Raw genomic sequence first — 17,229 nt, 5'->3', positions numbered from 1 at the left:
TTGATTAGAATGGATGTAGTAGACAGGCATATGAAGGAGTTATTTCCATGTATTCCCTTACGATTACTTTAGCTAAAGTCAAGCAACTTTACGAAGATGAGATGCTTTACGAATATATCATGGCCCAGCTTGAAAAATACGAAAGCCTCGGTCCTCTTCCCGGAATCCTCCTTCCGATGATTGAATCATTCCTTCCCATTCTTCCGCTGGTCGCTTTTGTGCTGGCTAATGCAGTTGCCTATGGTTTGTTGAAGGGGTTTTTCTATTCCTGGATCGGTTCGAGTGTCGGAGCTATCATTGTATTCACCATCATACGAAGACTTGGGAAAAAAAGATTCATGCAATTTATCAGCGAGCGCAAACAAGTGAAACGGGTCACTTCCTGGGTAGAAGAGCACGGTTTCGGCCCATTGTTTTTGTTGATGTGCTTCCCATTTTCGCCTTCTTCGATTATCAATGTAGTGGCGGGACTGTCCGGTGTAAGTAGACAGCAGTTCGTATTGGCAGTTCTGCTTGGAAAATCCGTGATGATTTTTACGATTGCTTACGTCGGCGCCAGTATCAGGTCATTCGCTGAACACCCGGTTAAAGCGATCGTCGTCGCTGTCTGCATCGCGTTATTTTGGATACTAGGAAAATTCCTCGAGAAGTATCTCCAGCGCAAAGCAGAGCGTAATCGGGTACGGGAAGATTAAAACGGTGTCAAAAGGGGTAAGATGTTGATAGAAAAAACCCCTGGAGGCATAGTAATGAAAAAAAGCAACTTTTGGAAAATAATCCGTACAGTAGCATTCGCCTTGCTGCTGGCAGTGTTTTTCCGTTCTTATTTGTTTGCCAGCTATATAGTCGAAGGCGAATCGATGGAACCAACTCTGTATGACGGAAATCTGTTAATGGTCAACAAGATCGTTTATGACTGGCAAAATATCAATCGGGAAGATGTGATCGTCTTCCACGCCAATGAAAAAGAAGATTATGTAAAACGGGTCATCGGAGTCCCCGGAGACCATATAGAATTCAAAAATGATCGGCTGTATGTAAACGGTAAAGAACATCCAGAACCTTATTTGGAAACATTACGCCCGGACGATGGCAAGTTATTTACAAAAGACTTTACGTTAGAAGAAGTGACCGGGTTTGAAGAAGTACCAGAAGGACATTTGTTTGTCATGGGAGATAACCGCCGGGACAGCTTAGACAGCCGCTATTTCGGATTCGTCCCAATGGAGAGTGTCGTAGGAAAAGTGGATGTCCGTTACTGGCCGATGTCCCAGCTGGCCATTCAGTTTTAAAACGTGGTGAATACCGTGGATAAATCGAAGCCACTAAAAAACTGACATTTTTAAAAAAACGGTCTGTATGGAGAGTTGTTATCCATACGGACCGTTTCGTTTTTGTCCAGAGAATTTTAAAAATGGATGGTGATGATAACTCTTTGGAGCTGTTTTGAAGGCGAGTTGATCCATATGTTTTTCTGATTTCAAGCTGGCTGAAGAACTTTTGGCTTTAGCCCCAGATTTATAACACTCTTCCTTAAGGGGACAGGTTACTGAAGTTTATGACGACTACAGTTATATCACTGTTGCTTCGACGATGAGCAAGAGGCGGTGACGCCTGCGGGAACAGCGCGAGCCGAGGATCCACTTGGTCAAGCGATCTTTTTGACCAAATTAGCTGAGGTCGTGCCCGCGGCAAGCATCCGCCGGCAAGCGATTTGTGAGAATCAATAACAAACTTTAACAGCTCCTTTAAATTAAATTATAAGGACTTTTCAATCACTTCGGAGAAAATCCGGGGTGTTTTTTTAGTCTTTCGGGTGTAAAACGAGTTATCCCCTGCCTTTCAGATGGCCGGCTAGGAGCGGCTGGGCCGCAATTTTTCACAACGGGCAGCTGATATCGAAAGCATGATTAGTATACAGAATAACAAAGCCAGGAAACAGATAACCGCATGAAAAGGGAAGAAGGGCGCGGCGAATGAGCCTGCGCTTGCTCCTGTAAGGAGGACAAAGGAATAAATGGAAATAGCACTTCCCCGGTTATGGACAGCTATTTTTCCAATCATCAAGATGACCATCGGAATGGTAACGGAGGTGGAGGCAATCATCAGAACCGAAGCCCAGAGCAGTGTGCCGGTTGTCAGCTGAAACATAGCAGGAAGGAAAGCCGCTACCATGATGGCAAGAAAAGAGCACAGCAGGGTAGACGGGTGAAAATAGGTCTGTAGCTGCCGGACGAAAACAGAGGGCAGGATTCCGATCAGTCCGATCATTCGGAACTGCTGTAACGTGAGACCGAGTGGGTTGTTGTTTTGGTCCATATACCATTCGAAACTGCTGTAGAACAGCATGATGGTGAACAGCAGAAAGAAGCTGATCATATATAGTTTTCGCAAGGAAGATTGCCGGAAAAATGATAGAATAATAGAGAAGGAAAGTGATTTGTTTTTACCTGTAAAGCGGTCTGATGGGCGAAGGGCGGCGAACAGTCCCAGCGCACAAAAGCCATACAACAGGAAAAATAGGATGAACACTGCCTGGTAATTGTAAGTGAGGCCGAAATGGGCGGCGATGAGCTGGCCGAATATCCCGGCGAACAAAAAGCCGGTATTAATCATAGCGATGACAAAAGCCTGGGTATTGCCGGTGAACTTTTTAAAAGTGTAACTGAAGGCGGTCGGAGCAAAGCTTGCTGCCAGGAAACCCTGGATGGCGCGCATGAAGCATAAGACGGTCAGGGAATCTGTCAGAGCAATAAAGCCGGTTACAAGCATCACCGCGCTCATTCCGACTTTTAACAGGCGTGTATTGGAATAAATATCTGCAAGCATTCCAAAAAACAGCAAGCCGACAGCATAGCTGGAAATGAACAACGTGCTTGTGAGTGAAGTTAACGATGCATGTGTAGCGAAGTGATCAGCAAGTGCAGGGTGGAGGGGGAGCATGGTATACAGGTTGCTTGCGATGAATATGCCGCACAGTACCAGTACCAATGCTTGAACCGAGTTTTTCATAGGCAGACTTCCTCCATCATTTTGAATATGTATAGTGTCACCATATGTAAAAAGAGCAGCAATGTGCCTGCCAAGGAGGAGTACAGTAATGGGGATTCGTTTTTTGCTCGGACGGGCAGGTGCCGGCAAAAGCACGGCCTGTCTAAAAGAGATTGAGAATAAATTAAAGGAAAACCCCAAAGGGCCGCCGATCATCTACCTTGTCCCGGATCAAATGACGTTCCAGCAAGAATACGCAATGCTGAAGCAGGACGGTATTGAAGGTTCAATTCGGGCCCAGGTCTTCAGCTTTTCCAGACTGGCGTGGAGGATTTTACAGGAGACTGGGGGAAATACGCGCAAATACATAAGCTCAACTGGTATCCAGATGATGCTTCGGAAAATAACCGAAGAGCGGCCAACAGAATGGCGCGTTTTTCAAAAAGCGATCGAAAAGCAAGGTTTTATGGAACAGCTGGAGGGTATGATAACGGAATTCAAACGTTACCGCATTACACCCGACATGCTGCATCAGCAGATGGAGACTATCGACAAGTATACCCATCAGTACAGTAGTGAAATTGCACTTCGCAATAAGCTGGAGGACCTTTCCTATATTTATGATCGGCTTACCCTTGCTCTGGAAAATCAATACATTGACGGGGAGGATCAGCTCCAGCTTTTGGCGGATAAGATACCAGAGACGCGTTTCCTGGAAGGTGCAGAAGTGTATATAGACGGTTTCCATAGCTTTACGCCACAGGAGTTGATGGTGATTGAAGCGCTGCTTCAGAAAACACAGTGCGTCCATGTCGCGCTGACATTGGATGAACCGTCACGGGGAGAACGTTCGGAGCTTGATTTATTTCATGAAGCTGGTGAAACGTATGAAATACTCGCCCAAATAGCAGAAGAAAGCGGGATCAAATGGGATGGAGCAGAGCATCTGGATCATCAGGAAGGCAGATTCAAAGAACGTCCGTATTTCCGGCATCTTGAGCAGTACTTTGACGAACGGCCCGCCCCGCCGTATGAAGGAAAAGCGCCGATTCAAATTGCAGAAGCTGTCCATCCGAGAGCAGAGGTGGAGGGGGTGGCCCAGGAAATGCTGCGGCTTGTCCGCGAAGAAGGCTACCGTTTTAAAGAGTTCGCCATCCTTATGCGTGAGCCGGAGGTATATCATGATTTAATTACGACCGTTTTCCGTGATTACGATATTCCGGTATTCCTGGATGAAAAAAGGACGATGCTCAATCACCCGCTGATTGAACTGATTCGCTCCGGTATTGACGTTGTGGAAGCGGACTGGCGTTATGATGCCGTATTCCGCCTGTTGAAAAGCGGATTCAGTATCTCTGATGACGATCGTTACCCATTAGATGAAGACGCCATTGATGAACTGGAAAATTACGTACTGGAATATGGTATTCGCTCACGAAAACGGTGGTGCAGTGAGGAACCGTGGGTATATCAGCGTTTCAGAGGGTTCGACCAGGCTTCCCAGACAGATGAAGAAAAGGCGAAGCAGAAGCGGATCAATAAATACCGTAAGCAAGTGGTGGATGTGCTCGAAAACTTCGATACCGATCTTCGAAAGGCAGAGACTATTGGGGAAAAATGCCGGGTCATATACACGTGGCTGGAATCGATGCGCGTACCTGAGCAATTGGAACATTGGCGGGATGACTTTGATGAGAGCGGGGAAATAGAACGAGGGAGGGAACAGGAGCAGGTATGGGATGCGATCCTCCAGCTGTTAGAAGAAATCGTGGAAATGGCAGGGGAAGAAACAATGTCCCTGCAAGTGTTCCGGAACACAATGGAAAGCGGACTGGAGTCACTCCGTTTTGCTCATGTACCGCCCAGCATGGATCATGTCATCGTCGGTACAGTTGACCGTTCCCGTATTTCCGGTATCAAAGCTGCATTTTTGCTTGGCGTGACAGAGGGCATCTGGCCGATGAAGCCATCTGGTGACGGAATGATCAGCGAGGATGAAAGAGAGCTGTTGGCTGGTCATGGTATGAAGCTGGCTGATGGAAGCAAACGTCAGCTCCTCGATGACCGTTTTTATGTTTATCTCGCCCTGACTATGCCAAAGGACAGGCTTTGGGTCAGCTATCCGCTCAGTAATGAAGAGGGGAAATCGAAAACCCCTTCGCAGATCATCCAGAGGCTGGAAGAGATTTTTCCTTGCTGCCAGGATCACCTGCTGCTGCAGGACCCGGATGACCTGGAGGATGCGGAACGGTTCATTACCACAAAGACAAAAACAAGGGGAGCTTTGACATCACAGTTATCCCGTTACTTGAAAGGTTATCCGATGCGGTCTGTCTGGTGGGATGTCTTTAATTGGTATGTTCGCCATGAACAAAAAGACGGACTGACCAATAGAATTTTACACAGTCTGTTCTATAAAAATAAACCAGTTAACCTGACGAAAGAAACAACGAACCAGCTATACGATAAGCAGGTGAAGGCAAGTGTCTCCCGGCTCGAAATGCATAACAGGTGCTCTTACCAGCATTTTGCCAAATACAGCCTGCAGCTTGAGGAGCGCAGGACGTATAAGCTGGATGCCCCCGATATCGGACAGCTTTTCCACGAGGCGCTGAAAAAAATAACGGAATGGATCCAATCGGAAGGGAAGGATTTCTCCCATCTGAACAAACAGGAGAGCTCGTTGTATGCATCACGTGCGGTTACCGAGCTTGCCCCGATATTGCAGCATCAGATTCTGCACAGCTCGAACCGCTACCAATATCTGCAGCATAAGCTTCAGAATGTTATTGCAAGGGCAGCATTTGTGCTTAGTGAACAGGCGCGCAGCTCCAAATTTTCCCCAGTCGGTATGGAGTTGGGTTTCGGTCCTGATCAGCAGCTGCCACCGCTTACGCTCGATTTGCCGAATGGTTTCGAACTGATGCTCCGCGGCCGGATCGACAGAGTTGATAAAGCAGTCGGCGAAGAGGATTTGTTTTTACGGATTATCGATTATAAATCGAGTGCCAAAGGGCTGAACTTAGTTGAGGTCTATTACGGCCTTGCCTTGCAGATGCTCTCGTATCTCGATGTCGTACTGACCCATGCAGAGCAGTGGCTTGGTGCGAAAGCGACACCTGCCGGGGTGTTGTATTTCCATGTCCATAATCCAATGATTTCCGGTAAGCAGAAAATGGCCGATCAGGCAATTGAGGATGAAATCTATAAAAAGTTCAAAATGCAGGGATTGCTCCTTGAGAATCAACGGATCGTACAGATGATGGACACCAAATTGGACAAAGGAAGCAGTAATGTCGTACCTGCCGGTTTGAATGCAAAAGGCGGGTTCTATAAATACTCCAAAACAGCAGACATGGACATGTTCCAGCGCCTCCAATCCTATATAAGGGACATAATGGTCAAGGCAGGGACTACCATGACGAGCGGGGAAGTAAAGCTCGATCCTTTCCAGCAGGATCAGCAGGTTGCCTGCACATACTGTCCGTTCCGTTCTGTCTGCCAGTTTGACCCGACACTTGATGAGAATAATTACCGGAAGCTTCAGAACATGAAGGATGAGGACGTGCTGGAGCTGATATCGAAAAAGGAAAGAGAGGAGGATCAATAATGGTACGTTGGACAAAAGAACAGGAACGAGCCATCTACACGAGCGGCAGGGATGTCCTCGTATCAGCTGCAGCAGGTTCCGGAAAGACAGCTGTGCTTGTAGAGCGCATCATCCAGAAGCTGCTCCATAAAACAGACCCTGTCGACATTGATTCCCTGCTTGTGGTGACATTCACCAACGCAGCGGCCCAGGAAATGCGAAACAGAGTCGGTCTTGCCCTTAGTAAGGCGCTTGAGCAGGAACCTTCTTCTACTCATCTGAAAAAGCAGTTGTCCTTGCTGCAAAACGCTTCGATATCAACTTTGCACTCCTTCTGTATGGAAGTAGTCCGTCGTTATGCTTACCTGCTCGACCTCGACCCCGGTTTCAGGATTGCGGATGACATCGAGGCGGATCTGCTCCAGCAGGAAGTGATCGAAGAATTATTCGAGGACTGGTATGGTAAAGAAGGTCCTGAACGCGAAAAGTTTTTCGCTGTAGTGGACCGCTTTTCCAATGACCGGAGTGATGTGGAAGTAGAAGCCTTAGTCATAGACTTGTTTACGTTTGCCATGCAGAATCCCTCGCCTGAGGCATGGCTGGATCAAATGGTTTCCATGTACCATGTGGAAGAAAATGTATCTGAAGATGATATTACGTGGTTGAATATCCTGAAGAAGGAAGTGAATAGTCAGCTGAAGGCGATGGAAGCAGAAGCAGAAAAAGCCATGGCCATAACGCGTGATTCTGATGGTCCTTACCATTATGCCGAGGCGATCGAAGCGGATCTCGCCATGATACAGGAAGCGAAAGGGAGACTTGCTGTTTCGTGGTCTGAGCTTCAGGAATACATGCCTGCAAGTAAATTCGCCAAGCTTTCCGGAAAACGAGTGGATTGCGATGATCGGAAGAAGACAGAAGTGAAAAAGCTAAGGGATGGATATAAAAAAAGGTGGAATGATCTTGCCGAGGAATGGTTCACCCGTTCCTTGACGGGTTATCTGCAGGATATGAATGAGCTTTATCCCGTCATCCTCCAGCTGGTCGAACTGGTCAAGGATTTCCGCGATCGTTACACCCGGCTGAAAAAGGAAAAAGCGATCGTCGATTTTTCCGATTTGGAACATTATTGCCTGGATATTTTACGGGATGAGGAATCAACTGCCGGGCAGTTCATCCCATCGAGTGTCGCCATGGATTTTCAAAAGAAATATACCGAAGTGCTCGTCGATGAATACCAGGATACGAACCTTGTCCAGGAAACACTACTGAGGCTGATAACTGGAGACCAAGGCGGGAACCTGTTCATGGTAGGAGATGTGAAGCAAAGCATCTACCGGTTCCGGCACGCTGAACCAACGTTATTTTTAAACAAATATGAACAGTTCAAATTGGAAGAGAATTCGGGAGAACGAATCGATCTTGCCCGTAATTTTAGAAGCCGTAAACAGGTGCTGACAGCAACGAATTATATCTTCAGGCAGATTCTTGACAAGGAAGTCGGGGAGATGGATTATGATCCGGACGCGGAACTGATTTACAGTAATACGATTTACGACGAATTGGCGTCATCTGATGCGGAAGCAGAACTGCTGATCATAGACAGGGAAACACAGGAAGAACAGCAGACAGATGGCGAGGATTATCGCGATCTGGAGAAAGCGCAACTGGAAGCCCGTGCTTATGGCCAGTTGATCAAACAGTGGATTGGGCACGGTGACGAACCGGCATTGCATGTGATCGATAAAGATACGGAAATGCAGCGTCCGATCCAGTATCGTGACATCGTCATTCTGATGCGCTCCATGACATGGGCGCCGACGATTGTGGAAGAACTCAAGCAGCAGGGGATTCCTGTCTATGCCGAATTGTCGACAGGGTATTTCGAAGCGATCGAAATCAAAGTCATGCTCAGTCTCTTGAAAGTGATCGACAATCCTCAACAGGATATTCCACTTGCAGCTGTGCTTCATTCACCAATTGTCGGTCTGGATGAAGAACAGCTCGCGCAAATCCGCCTAGCGAAAAAGAGGTCTACCTACTACGAGGCAATGAAAGAATTTGCAGGAGATATAGAGATAAAAAGAAAAATCAACCACTTTCTCGAGCAAATTCATTCCTGGAGGATCAGGGCACGGCAGGGTGCTCTATCCGAATTGATCTGGGAAATTTACCGGGAGACCGGTTATTATGATTTCGTCGGAGGCATACCAGGCGGCCGGCAGCGACAGGCTAATTTGCGGGCGTTGTATGACAGGGCCCGTTCCTATGAGGCGACATCCTTCCGGGGATTGTTCCGGTTTCTCCGGTTTATTGAACGTATCGAGGAACGGGGAGATGATTTAGGTGCGGCTCGCGCATTGGGAGAGCAGGAAGATGTCGTTCGGATCATGACCATCCATAAAAGTAAGGGTCTTGAGTTTCCTGCTGTCATCCTCGGTGCAATGGATAAACAATTCAATCAGCAGGATTTGCGTTCCAAATATCTGCTTCATAAAGATTACGGTTTTGGTACCCGTTATATCAATCCGGAAAAGCGGATCATGTATCCGACACTTGCATACCATGCATTAAAACAGGAAAAGCTTAGAGAAATGCTCGCGGAGGAAATGCGTGTCCTTTATGTGGCACTTACCAGAGCGAAGGAAAAACTCGTCATGGTTGGTAACGTAACTTCCTTCGAAAAAAAGCAGGAAAAATGGCAATCCTTTATGGAACATCCGGACTGGGTACTTCCGCCGCGTTACCGTTTGGAATCAAAAAGCTACCTGGACCTGGTCGGGCCAAGTCTGATTCGCCATCATCAAGCCCATCCGTTAAAGCAGCCTGACGTCGAAGTGAAGACAAAGGAAGATATATATCGTGATGAATCAGAATGGCGCGTCAAAGTCAAGCATGGCAGTGTGTATAATGAACTGGATGAGCTTGAGAAAAAGCGCGATGAACGTCTGCAGCAGGCAGTTCGCGATTGGGTGGAAGTCGATGGCAAGGAACAGGAGAAGTTCGTAGAGAAACGATTGAGCTATGAATATCCACATATGCAAGCAGCAAAATCACGGGCTAAGCAATCAGTAACAGAATTGAAGCGGCATCAGGAAGGGCTCGATGAATATGGAAGCACAGAATTGATTAAACCGTTCAAAGCACCAATCGTAAAACGCCCAAGGTTCATGCAGGAAGAAAAGACGTTATCCGCTGCAGAGAAAGGGACAGCCATGCATACAATCATGCAGCATATTCCCTTTCACCGGTCTTTTTCTGAGGACGAAGTCCGGGAATTTGTTTTGGGACTGGTAGAGCGGGAGATTCTGAGGCAAGAGGAAGCGGATGTTATTGACACAGCTGCCATTGCAGCGTTCTTCGAGACGGAGATCGGAAAGCTTGTCCTGCAATCAGACCGGATCGAACGGGAAGTACCATTCAGCTTGACGCTTCCTGCCCACCAGGTCTATAAGGACTGGGAAGGCGGGTCTGATGAACACGTATTTATCCAGGGTGTAATCGACTGTATGGTGCCTTATGATAACGGCTGGCTGATTCTTGATTATAAGACAGATACGATTAATGAGCAGATTACTCCGGATGTAGAAGAGAAGCTTGCGAATCGTTACCGGACCCAGCTGGGTCTTTACCAGACAGCTCTTGAAAGGATATGGAAAGAACCCGTCGTGAAGAGATGTTTATATTTCTTTGACGGCCCATTACTTGTCAGTCTGGATTAACCGCATAAGGAGGGGGACATTATCAGTAAGGAAACTTGCGGACTATGTGGTCGTTCTCCAGTTAAAACCAGTATCCATCACTTAATCCCGAAACAGTATGACGGAACGATGGGTCCTACTGTCCAGCTATGCGGGGCCTGTCACAGACAGATTCATGCATTGTTTCATAATGATGAACTGGCAAGATTTTACCATACCGTAGAACGGATTGCTGACCATCCTGATGTGGAACGGTATCTTCGCTGGGTGAGAAAACAGGATCCCAGGAAGCGAATTTTAACCAGAAAGTCTAATCGTAGGAAGAGATAATCAAAAAGTGTCCGTCATGGCCTTGACCAGCCATGCGGACACTTTTTTACGTGCGTGAGGAAAGACTGCGTTTTTGTCTCATCCAGCTGTTGCGCCTACCCCTTCGAGGTCTTAAGCCATTCCTCTCTGTGACAAAGACCGTCACTGCAAGGCTTGACTTAAGCTGGTCGGGGGTGGACAAGGCGCTTCAGCATTTGTCTCATCCAGCTGTTGCGCCTGCGTTTTTGTATTTCCTAGGCATTTCCCACCACATTTTGGTCATTCACATCCGGATCGAATGGATTGGTGGTGCTGAAGCCGTTATTCGTATTGATAAAGTCTCCAGTGTTTATGGAGCCGGAGCCGGCGTTTGTTTTGGAAGTACTTTTCGGAGCCAAGTAAAAGGCATCTCCAAAATTAATAACCCCACCGCCAACACTGTTGATTTTTATGGGGCCTACAATAGATGGCATCTTACCCCTCCTTCTAGAATGGGCTTTCCTATATAGTATGCAAAACGCTTTGGCAAGTTCGTTTTAATAACCCTGAGTCATTGGCACATTCAGTCTCTTAAGATACGGATATGCTTGACTCTGGATTCAGCATCCAGGTATTCAAGACTCCCGACCTGGAGCATGGATGAAGTGGAAATCCCGATGATACGCACGGAATCCACATGAATAGTTGTATTTCGGTGATAATGTCTGTCATCAATCTGTGCCTCTGGAAGCGTCTCTTGCAGCTGGAGGTCGAAAATTGGAAATTGCTCAAATTTGACCATGTTCTCTTTATAAAAAGCGCCTTCCTTCTGAACAGCTATGACCCGTGAAAATGGGCGTGCCTGTTGGGAGTCTCCGATTACAAATGTAGAACTGAAAACAAGGTCATATAAATCAATGTTATTAACCTTGACCAGGCGGTTAATCATCCTTGGCACCTCCACGGGCGGCATCCCCCGCGCCTCCGCCTGCTGAAAGTGGGACAAACCCTCCAACTATGAAGGATTCAGGAGGCGTATCAAAATAAGAATTAAGACGGATTTGCCGATTGTCACCAATTAAAAAAACAGAAGAGGACGTTATGCCGGTAATTTCCACGTTGCCGACATGAAGTCCCCAGTTGTGAATGATGAAGGACATTACATATCTTCTCCTTTTTGCTGTATCAGGAACTGGGCGATAGAATGCTGGATTTCCTGTTTAATCTGTTCGATTATGACGTTAGGCTGTGGAGGCGGGTCGGCTTTTTCATGATAGGTGATCCTTTCAGGAAGCTGATTACGGATGTCCTGAATGATATTATGCTCCATTTCACGGGTGGTCTCGATGCTCTGTTCGTTTCCGAGGTCTCGGATAAGTCCGCTTCCTTGTTTCAGTAAAAACTGGTCAAGCTCTTCTAAGATTTTCTGGTTCGCAGGCTTTTGTACCTGGTAATGGTTTTTCAGTAAGGAATGGTCATCCATGTCGTTCAATTCCTGGGGACTCAATCCAATATGGAGCGTCCCTTCGAGAGTTTCAATTTTCAGCTGGTCAAAATTATATTCAATTTTTTCAATGACTGTCCTGGGCTGTTCGGAATGGTTCTGCTCTAATTTATCGAGTTTTTCATACAAGGCTTTGATTTCCTTTTGCTGCTCATTAAGCTGGAGAAGCAGTTGTTCCATATACTGCTGCCAAGATCCGTAATGATTCATTCCCACCCCTCCTCCAGGCATTCTTTAGTACTAATTTATGCAAAAAGCCCAGTTCCGTGATTCCTGACCAAAATTAAACCATTTACGTCGGCCCGGACAGTGGAACAAGTGGCACATCATCGGGAGCAGATTCAATCACAGCGTCCTGGCCTAATGGTTCTGCAGGAGGTGCAGGCTTCGTATAGCCTCCAGTATTATACATTTCTGCACGGGATTGGATAGTGCCAGCACTTCCTATTTGCAGGACAGACGAATTAGAGATCGCCCCGATTTTGAGCAGGTTGATACAAATAGACTGATGGATAGTAATTCCCATAATTTTTCCTCCTACACTTCCACTGTAGTGGATTGGTCGGTATCATCTGAATCATTTACATAGGTGATTGAACGATTCAAATCGATTCGGATGCCATCACCTGAGTTGAACGAGCCGCCCCCTGCAAAAGTTTTTGCGGAGCTTGTTGGCATGATGTTGTATACGTCTCCAATATTGAAAATGCTTGAGGAAGAAATAGATAATACTTTCACAGCCCCGACCTGTGCAGGCATGGTGAAATCCCCCTTTCAAAAAATATATTTTTTAAACCTATCCACGATCTGGCCATAACAAGTAAAATAGAAGTATAGGAGGGTGGTAAATTGAAAGATGTTGGCACACCGCTGACAGAAGCTGATCGTCTTCACTGGATTGATGCTTCTCGTGGCTTCGCAATATTCGGCATATTCATGGTCAATGTTCCCGCCTTTCATGCCCCATATTTTCTATATGGAGGAGGAAGGGTCTACTGGCCGACAGAACTGGATATATTCATACAGAATGTGATTGATATTTTTTTTCAGGCTAGCTTTTATACGTTATTTTCCTTTTTATTCGGTTTTGGAATCCAGATGATGAAGGACCGGCTGAGTGAAAAAGGATTGGCATTTAAACAGGTTATCTTCAGGAGATTACTAATATTAATTGGATTTGGTCTCATACATGCATTTTTAGTCTGGCACGGTGATATTTTATTATCATATGGAATTATTGGGCTAGCGTTATTAGCATTCTTGAATCGGAAAGATGGGACGATTCTTGCATGGGCAGCTGGGATTCTGATGTTTTATGAAGTCCTTTTCAGTTATGCCTTATACCAAGTCCGTAATAGCCTTGGGGGAAATATAAATCAGGCGGCGATCGAACAGGCAATGGATAACTATGGAAATGGAACATTACTGGACATTTGGTCGCAAAATTTCAGGGACTGGACATATTCCAATGCGTTATTCAACTGGCCGTTTCTCATCATGAGCCTGCTGCCGCTTTTCTTACTCGGAATGTACTTCGCAAGGAAACGATGGCTGCACAAGCCTACACAAAACCGGTCTGTTCTCATTAAATGGTGGAGTGCTGCGCTTCTTATTTTCTTGGTTTTTAAAGCAGGCCCATATTTGTTTGGTAATCCCGAATGGTTCCAAATTCTTCAGGATAATGTTGGCGGGAGTGCCTGTGCTTTGTTTTACGTGACTTCAGTAACCCTTGCAAGTCAATCTACTCCAGGGCAGAAACTGTTCCAACCGTTTGTCAGTGTCGGCAGGATGTCGTTATCCAACTATATCCTCCAGTCTCTATTTGCTTTTCTTTTATTTTATTCGGTGGGCTTTGGGCTGTATGGGCAGGTGTCCCCATTAGGGAGCGTGGTCATTGTCGTTCTGTTTTTCAGCTTACAGGTTTTACTCAGTAAGAAATGGCTTGAAGCATACCGGTTTGGTCCGTTGGAATGGTTGTGGCGTTCATTGACTTATGGGAAGAAGCAAGCATTAAGAAGGAGAGAACGAGGTTAAGTACAAGAAAGGCAGGGGGTCCAAGATGAATCGTGATCACATCAGAAAAGAAGGCAGGAAGTGGGTAGAAAAAGGGATCATTGATGAAAGCCAGCTGGAAGAACTGGTGGAGTTGTATCCAGGTCGAAGCAACCGGCCGCTGTTACTGACATTTGCGGCTATTTTCATCGGCTTGGGCTTTTTAAGCTTTATCGCTTCCAATTGGTCTGCTATTCCTGATATTGGAAGGATGACGATTATCATCCTGGCTTTGATTGTTTTTTATTTAACAGGAGATGTCGTTTACCGGAAAAAATCCCGGCCGGTCGGGCTAAGCCTGATAACTATCGCTGTGCTTATTTTCGGATCAGGCATTTTCCTTACCGGACAGATGTACAATTATACGTCGTTCAGTGCGTTCCCGTTTTTCATCTGGGCAACGGGTGCCTTCCTGGTATTCGCCATTTATGCTGACCGGTTGTTATTTACTCTGGCCATTATCATTGCAACTATAGGGCAAATCTACAGTGCCATTAACTATATGGAATTTTACAGCTTGATCGGATTGTTACTTTTGATTGGATTCGGCTACTTTGTTTATCGTCATGCTGACTGGCTGTATGCCACATTATTTTCACTCAGCTTCGTTTTACAGGCGTTGATCCTGACTGTTACAGAGCATCAAGTCTTTTATTGGCTGATCGTTTACCTGCTCGGATTATATGTAGCAGGAATATTAATTGCAAAGCCGAATATCCGATTGCCTTTCATCCAAGTCAGTGTAACGGGCATGTTTCTGCTGGCGGTTTGGCAGGTGTTTTTCCTTGAATACGAATTTGTGACAGACAACATTGATGGGGGCTTCTTATTTCCACTGATTTGGACCGTATTGATGGCAGGTGCACTCCTTGTAAGCTGGAAAGGGAAAGCTTTTTATACTGCGATCAATCTTCTATTGTTCCTGCCAGTTTTCTATGTTGAAAGCGGGGCAGTACTTGTATTGTTATTATTGTTCGCGTTTTCCCTTGGCTGGTTGATTTACGGGTACCAACAAGGGAGCGCCTCCCAGATCAACAAAGGAACGATCAGTTTTGTCTCCAGCACAGTGATTGCCTATACACAGCTTGCCTGGGATTTCATGGATAAATCGCTATTTTTCTTCCTCGGGGGAGTGCTATTGTTTACGCTCAGCTTCTTCCTTGAGAAAAAACGCCGTGACTTTACGAAAAGGGGGAGGGCGGAATGAAACGTATCGCATTTTATGTAATCGTTGCACTGCAGGTTTTGTTTCTTGCGGGTATGTCCGCTTCTTATTATGCGATGGACACATTTGGAGAAACCATTCATTTAAAAACTGCCCCTGTCGATCCGACTGATCTTTTCTACGGGGACTATGTTATTTTGAATTATGAAATCGAAGAGATCACGGAAGAAAAATGGAGTGGGGAAGAGCCATCTCATGGTGAAAAGGTGTACGTACTACTTGCTGAAGCAGAAGAGGGAGTGTATGAGGTAAAGAAAGCTTCCACCGAAAAACTTGAAGCTGGTAAAGGGGAAGTAGTGCTGAAAGGGAAACACCAATGGACGGATATGTCGAGCAGCCTTCACCGCATCAGCTATGGCATCAACCGTTATTATGTAGAAGAAAATACAGGAAGGAAGTATGAACAGAACCAAGGAGGGATGATTGTCGAAGTAGTTGTTGCCCCTTGGGGACAAAAGAAAATTGTCGCCATTAATGAATCATAAACTTAAAAAACCGTGCTGCTGATAGCACGGTTTTTAGTTTGTAGAAATAACTTGTACTTTTCACCAACTGATTCTAACTGGAGGAAAGCGTTTTTAGGAGATGGGAATATTGCCGTTGAGGAATTTCATCTTTTCCGTAACCCGGGGGCGTGGACTTTCTCGACAGCTGGTATATTTATATGAAACTTTATGGTTGGAAGAACGACACATAACATGAATAGGCTACATACTAGTTTTTGATTTTCATCGAGTGTCCATCATGAAGGCTATTTCCATAGCTGGAACGGTAGTGGAGATCGTAAGAACCGTAATAATCCCATTGACCGTTTCCTGCTGCTTCTGCGGTAGCAACCGCACCCACACTGACAAGACTAAACAAAATCACTGCAAAAACGAATTTTTTCACCCATATTTTCCTCCTTTTATCTTTTGAATAACACAAGTCCCAGCCCTGCCAGCATTCTTAAAATCGCTGGCAGAGCTTGCCCTGTTTACGTCTGAATGACTTCAGTGTTAATTTAATAGTTTCTTGATGTCTCTTAGTTTTACTGACATCTCATCGGAAATACTGCCATTATCAATCTGCCTCTTTAATAGTAAAAATGTCCTGTAGATAGTGTGGCCCTTATCGCTTAATAGATAGACTTTACTACCTGCCTTGAATTTACCGCTTCTATAAGTAACGATAAAATCATTCAAACTCTTCAATTTATGAGGAGCGATATCATTGTTGTCTCCTCCAAACATATAAGGTTCTAAACTTTGAATGACATCCAGGGAATCTTCTTTTACGCTGGAGTGGAGCCCGTTATGAATTTCATAATTTGGATAAAGTCCCTTAATCTCATCTGGAATTTCCTGTGCTGAAAGATAGGATAGGACTATTTTTCGATCTTGCTTGTAGGGGTTGCCCCTCCCAGGAGATGGCCTATCGGGATCGGTAAACCTCCTCATCATATTGAGCTGATTGATGATAGCTTGTTCCAGATCATTCATTCGATATTTATCTCCGTCGGTGTCAATGAAGGTACCAGCCTTGTATTTATCTTGAAACTTATCTAATACTTCTCTTTCATTTTTATGAAGCGGCCGTTTTTCCTTAAATGCCTGATCAAGGATGGACAGTATCTGAAGTGAATCTTTCTTGACATCATAATGGATTAGTCCCCAGCTTTCCGCATGAGAGTCAGGGCATGCTGCAAGTACAAGAAACGTCAGCGTCAGTAGTATAATCCGACTCATCTCGCCATCCCTTCCTGCTATGTATTACCTTTATTTTATACGAATATCGAAATGATGGAAGACCATAAATTAGAAAACCTTTGCTTCAATAGAAATTCTCAGCTGAAAACGAGTAATTAATAGCATGCAGCACAGCGCTCACGAACAGAAAA

General features: G+C 45.6%; 16 protein-coding genes. 7 read left to right on the top strand and 9 right to left on the bottom strand.

Annotated features, from left to right (window positions below):
- Positions 1-47: 47 nt before the first annotated feature.
- Positions 48-695: a TVP38/TMEM64 family protein gene (locus JOC33_RS14755; RefSeq protein WP_205093315.1), complete on the top strand. Its 648-nt coding sequence runs from the start codon at positions 48-50 to the stop codon at positions 693-695.
- Between the two features lie 54 nt (positions 696-749).
- Entirely contained in the window at positions 750-1,292 is a 543-nt protein-coding gene (lepB, locus tag JOC33_RS14750; protein WP_205093314.1) for a signal peptidase I, read from the top strand.
- A 562-nt stretch (positions 1,293-1,854) separates the two neighbouring features.
- Here the strand turns inward: lepB and JOC33_RS14745 are convergent.
- Positions 1,855-3,012 carry an MFS transporter gene (locus JOC33_RS14745; protein ID WP_205093313.1) on the bottom strand — a complete coding sequence of 386 codons (1,158 nt, stop codon included), beginning with the start codon at positions 3,010-3,012 and terminating at the stop codon, positions 1,855-1,857.
- Between the two features lie 88 nt (positions 3,013-3,100).
- Here JOC33_RS14745 and addB point away from each other — a divergent pair, with 88 nt between their 5' ends.
- Together addB and addA are read left to right on the top strand one after the other, a co-directional pair.
- The gene (addB, locus tag JOC33_RS14740; protein WP_205093312.1) at positions 3,101-6,601 is read left to right on the top strand and encodes a helicase-exonuclease AddAB subunit AddB; all 3,501 of its coding nucleotides are present in this window, start codon (positions 3,101-3,103) and stop codon (positions 6,599-6,601) included.
- Positions 6,601-10,302 (top strand): helicase-exonuclease AddAB subunit AddA, encoded by a 3,702-nt coding sequence (gene addA, locus JOC33_RS14735; RefSeq protein ID WP_205093311.1) that lies wholly within the window; start codon positions 6,601-6,603, stop codon positions 10,300-10,302. Before addB ends, addA begins: the two co-directional genes overlap by 1 nt.
- A gap of 542 nt (positions 10,303-10,844) precedes the next feature.
- Here the strand turns inward: addA and JOC33_RS14730 are convergent.
- The 6 genes from JOC33_RS14730 to JOC33_RS14705 form a co-directional block, all read right to left on the bottom strand.
- A complete protein-coding gene (locus JOC33_RS14730; RefSeq protein WP_205093310.1) occupies positions 10,845-11,063 on the bottom strand; it encodes a spore germination protein in 219 nt (72 codons plus the stop codon).
- A gap of 89 nt (positions 11,064-11,152) precedes the next feature.
- A complete protein-coding gene (locus tag JOC33_RS14725; RefSeq protein WP_205093309.1) occupies positions 11,153-11,518 on the bottom strand; it encodes a spore germination protein GerPE in 366 nt (121 codons plus the stop codon).
- Positions 11,511-11,729 (bottom strand): spore gernimation protein GerPD, encoded by a 219-nt coding sequence (locus JOC33_RS14720; protein ID WP_205093308.1) that lies wholly within the window; start codon positions 11,727-11,729, stop codon positions 11,511-11,513. The genes JOC33_RS14725 and JOC33_RS14720 overlap by 8 nt, the downstream gene beginning before the upstream one ends.
- Positions 11,729-12,283 (bottom strand): spore germination protein GerPC, encoded by a 555-nt coding sequence (gerPC, locus tag JOC33_RS14715; protein WP_205093307.1) that lies wholly within the window; start codon positions 12,281-12,283, stop codon positions 11,729-11,731. The genes JOC33_RS14720 and gerPC overlap by 1 nt, the downstream gene beginning before the upstream one ends.
- 82 nt (positions 12,284-12,365) lie before the next feature.
- Positions 12,366-12,599: a spore germination protein GerPB gene (locus JOC33_RS14710; protein WP_205093306.1), complete on the bottom strand. Its 234-nt coding sequence runs from the start codon at positions 12,597-12,599 to the stop codon at positions 12,366-12,368.
- A gap of 11 nt (positions 12,600-12,610) precedes the next feature.
- Positions 12,611-12,832: a spore germination protein gene (locus tag JOC33_RS14705; protein ID WP_205093305.1), complete on the bottom strand. Its 222-nt coding sequence runs from the start codon at positions 12,830-12,832 to the stop codon at positions 12,611-12,613.
- Positions 12,833-12,922: 90 nt separating this feature from the next.
- Between JOC33_RS14705 and JOC33_RS14700 the strand changes: the two genes are divergently transcribed.
- Genes JOC33_RS14700 through JOC33_RS14690 form a run of 3 tightly spaced genes read left to right on the top strand, consistent with a single transcriptional unit; the run spans position 12,923 to position 15,835 of the window.
- Positions 12,923-14,107, top strand: coding sequence for a DUF418 domain-containing protein (locus tag JOC33_RS14700; protein WP_239534222.1), 1,185 nt, complete (start codon positions 12,923-12,925; stop codon positions 14,105-14,107).
- 25 nt (positions 14,108-14,132) lie between these two features.
- Positions 14,133-15,332 (top strand): DUF2157 domain-containing protein, encoded by a 1,200-nt coding sequence (locus JOC33_RS14695; protein WP_205093304.1) that lies wholly within the window; start codon positions 14,133-14,135, stop codon positions 15,330-15,332.
- Positions 15,329-15,835: a GDYXXLXY domain-containing protein gene (locus JOC33_RS14690; protein WP_205093303.1), complete on the top strand. Its 507-nt coding sequence runs from the start codon at positions 15,329-15,331 to the stop codon at positions 15,833-15,835. The genes JOC33_RS14695 and JOC33_RS14690 overlap by 4 nt, the downstream gene beginning before the upstream one ends.
- 229 nt (positions 15,836-16,064) lie before the next feature.
- Here JOC33_RS14690 and JOC33_RS14685 read toward each other — a convergent pair whose 3' ends face one another.
- Both JOC33_RS14685 and JOC33_RS14680 read right to left on the bottom strand, forming a co-directional pair.
- Entirely contained in the window at positions 16,065-16,241 is a 177-nt protein-coding gene (locus tag JOC33_RS14685) for a hypothetical protein (protein WP_205093302.1), read from the bottom strand.
- A 107-nt stretch (positions 16,242-16,348) separates the two neighbouring features.
- Positions 16,349-17,077, bottom strand: coding sequence for a hypothetical protein (locus JOC33_RS14680; protein WP_205093301.1), 729 nt, complete (start codon positions 17,075-17,077; stop codon positions 16,349-16,351).
- Positions 17,078-17,229: the final 152 nt, after the last annotated feature.

The sequence above is a fragment of the Thalassobacillus pellis genome (assembly GCF_016908295.1).
GTDB lineage: Bacteria > Bacillota > Bacilli > Bacillales > Halobacillaceae > Thalassobacillus > Thalassobacillus pellis.
This window is presented reverse-complemented; position numbering and strand designations above follow the sequence as displayed.

Coding starts and splice junctions, on each gene's coding strand:
- JOC33_RS14705 (WP_205093305.1), bottom strand. CDS start 12,832: ATGCCTGCACAGGTCGGGGCTGTGAAAGTATTATCTATTTCTTCCTCA.
- JOC33_RS14720 (WP_205093308.1), bottom strand. CDS start 11,729: ATGTCCTTCATCATTCACAACTGGGGACTTCATGTCGGCAACGTGGAA.
- JOC33_RS14725 (WP_205093309.1), bottom strand. CDS start 11,518: ATGATTAACCGCCTGGTCAAGGTTAATAACATTGATTTATATGACCTT.
- JOC33_RS14730 (WP_205093310.1), bottom strand. CDS start 11,063: ATGCCATCTATTGTAGGCCCCATAAAAATCAACAGTGTTGGCGGTGGG.
- JOC33_RS14745 (WP_205093313.1), bottom strand. CDS start 3,012: ATGAAAAACTCGGTTCAAGCATTGGTACTGGTACTGTGCGGCATATTC.
- gerPC (WP_205093307.1), bottom strand. CDS start 12,283: ATGAATCATTACGGATCTTGGCAGCAGTATATGGAACAACTGCTTCTC.
- addB (WP_205093312.1), top strand. CDS start 3,101: ATGGGGATTCGTTTTTTGCTCGGACGGGCAGGTGCCGGCAAAAGCACG.
- JOC33_RS14695 (WP_205093304.1), top strand. CDS start 14,133: ATGAATCGTGATCACATCAGAAAAGAAGGCAGGAAGTGGGTAGAAAAA.
- lepB (WP_205093314.1), top strand. CDS start 750: ATGAAAAAAAGCAACTTTTGGAAAATAATCCGTACAGTAGCATTCGCC.
- addA (WP_205093311.1), top strand. CDS start 6,601: ATGGTACGTTGGACAAAAGAACAGGAACGAGCCATCTACACGAGCGGC.
- JOC33_RS14710 (WP_205093306.1), bottom strand. CDS start 12,599: ATGGGAATTACTATCCATCAGTCTATTTGTATCAACCTGCTCAAAATC.
- JOC33_RS14690 (WP_205093303.1), top strand. CDS start 15,329: ATGAAACGTATCGCATTTTATGTAATCGTTGCACTGCAGGTTTTGTTT.
- JOC33_RS14755 (WP_205093315.1), top strand. CDS start 48: ATGTATTCCCTTACGATTACTTTAGCTAAAGTCAAGCAACTTTACGAA.
- JOC33_RS14680 (WP_205093301.1), bottom strand. CDS start 17,077: ATGAGTCGGATTATACTACTGACGCTGACGTTTCTTGTACTTGCAGCA.